The sequence below is a fragment of the Rhodoferax saidenbachensis genome (assembly GCF_031457975.1).
Classification (GTDB): Bacteria; Pseudomonadota; Gammaproteobacteria; order Burkholderiales; family Burkholderiaceae_C; genus Allorhodoferax; species Allorhodoferax saidenbachensis_A.
In genome coordinates, this window is record NZ_JAVDXO010000019.1 from 1 (window position 1) to 1,780 (window position 1,780).

The following is a 1,780-nucleotide window of genomic DNA, read 5'->3' on the forward strand; positions in this document are numbered from 1 at the left end:
GGGGCCCGCATGGGGCCGGGGTACTTCCCTCTGGTGCTGGGCATTCTGCTCGCTGTTTTGGGGAGTGTCATCACCTTCAAATCGCTGGTGGTGGAAACCCAGGATGGCGACAAGATCGGCAAACTCGCCTGGAAACCCCTGGTCTTCATCATCCTGGCCAACCTGGTGTTTGGCGCATCCATCGGTGGCTTGCCCATCATCGGCTTGCCGCCGCTGGGGCTGATGGTGGGCATCTACCTGCTGACCTTCATTGCCAGCAACGCCGGTGACGAGTTCAAGTTCAAGGAGGTCATCGTGCTGGCCACCATCCTGGCGCTCTTGAGCTACCTGGCTTTCATCGTCCTGCTCAAGTTGCAGTTCCCCGTATGGCCCGCTTTCCTGGCCGCCTGACCCCCCACCGAGGAACTTGACCATGGAACTCTTTAACAACCTCGCGCTCGGTTTTGGTGTTGCCTTCACCGTCCAAAACCTGATTTATGCCTTCGTCGGTTGCCTGCTGGGCACGCTGATTGGTGTGCTGCCCGGCATTGGCCCTTTGGCCACCATTGCCATGCTGCTGCCGGCTACCTATGCCCTGCCCCCGGTGGCGGCGCTGATCATGTTGGCTGGCATTTACTACGGCGCCCAGTACGGCGGCTCCACCACCGCCATTCTGGTGAACCTGCCGGGCGAATCCTCGTCGGTGGTGACTGTCATTGACGGCTACCAGATGGCACGCAATGGCCGGGCTGGCCCCGCGCTGGCGGCGGCTGGTCTGGGCTCCTTCTTCGCGGGCTGCGTGGGCACGCTCATCCTGGCGGCGTTCGCGGGTCCCCTGACCGAGCTGGCTTTCAAGTTCGGGCCTGCCGAGTACTTTTCGCTCATGATTTTGGGCCTGGTGGGTGCCGTGGTGCTGGCGTCTGGCTCCATCCTCAAGGCGATTGCCATGATCGTGCTGGGCCTGTTGCTGGGCATGGTGGGCACCGATGTGAACTCCGGCGTGGCCCGCTTTAGCTTTGACATTCCTGAGCTCACCGACGGCATCGGCTTCATCGTCATCGCCATGGGCGTGTTTGGCTACGGCGAGATCATCAGCAACCTCTCGAAGCACGAGAGCGAGCGCGAGGTGTTTGTGGCCAACGTCACCGGCCTGTGGCCCACCAAGGAAGACTTCCGCAACATGGTTCCTGCGGTGCTGCGGGGTACGGCGTTGGGCGCCATCCTGGGTATCTTGCCCGGTGGCGGTGCGGTGATGGCGTCGTTTGCGGCCTACACCCTGGAGAAGAAGACCAAGCTGCGTCCTGGGGAAGTACCCTTTGGCAAGGGCAATATCCGCGGTGTGGCGGCACCTGAGTCGGCCAATAACGCCGGTTCCCAGACGTCTTTCATTCCGCTACTGACCCTGGGTATCCCGCCCAACGCCGTGATGGCGCTGATGGTGGGGGCCATGACCATCCACAACATCCAGCCCGGCCCGCAGGTCATGACCAGCAATCCCGAGCTGTTCTGGGGCCTGATTGCCTCCATGTGGATCGGCAACCTGATGCTGATCATCCTGAACCTGCCGTTGATTGGCATCTGGATCAAGCTGCTGACCGTGCCTTACCGTTGGCTGTTTCCGTCCATCGTGCTGTTCTGTGCCATTGGCGTGTACTCCACCAACAACAACACCTTCGACATTTGGATGGTGGGCCTGTTTGGTGTGATCGGCTACCTGTTCATCAAGCTGGGCACAGAACCTGCTCCGCTGCTGCTGGGCTTTATCTTGGGCCCGATGATGGAAGAGTATTTGCGCCGTGCG

Annotated in this window: 2 protein-coding genes; both read left to right on the plus strand. The window is 61.1% G+C overall.

Annotated features, from left to right (window positions below; genetic code table 11):
* The coding region (locus tag J2X15_RS21180; protein WP_310347025.1) for a tripartite tricarboxylate transporter TctB family protein at window positions 1-390 on the plus strand (390 nt) is incomplete at its 5' end.
* 22 nt (window positions 391-412) lie between these two features.
* Window positions 413-1,780: tripartite tricarboxylate transporter permease (locus tag J2X15_RS21185; protein ID WP_310347029.1), on the plus strand; the 1,368-nt coding region annotated here is incomplete at its 3' end.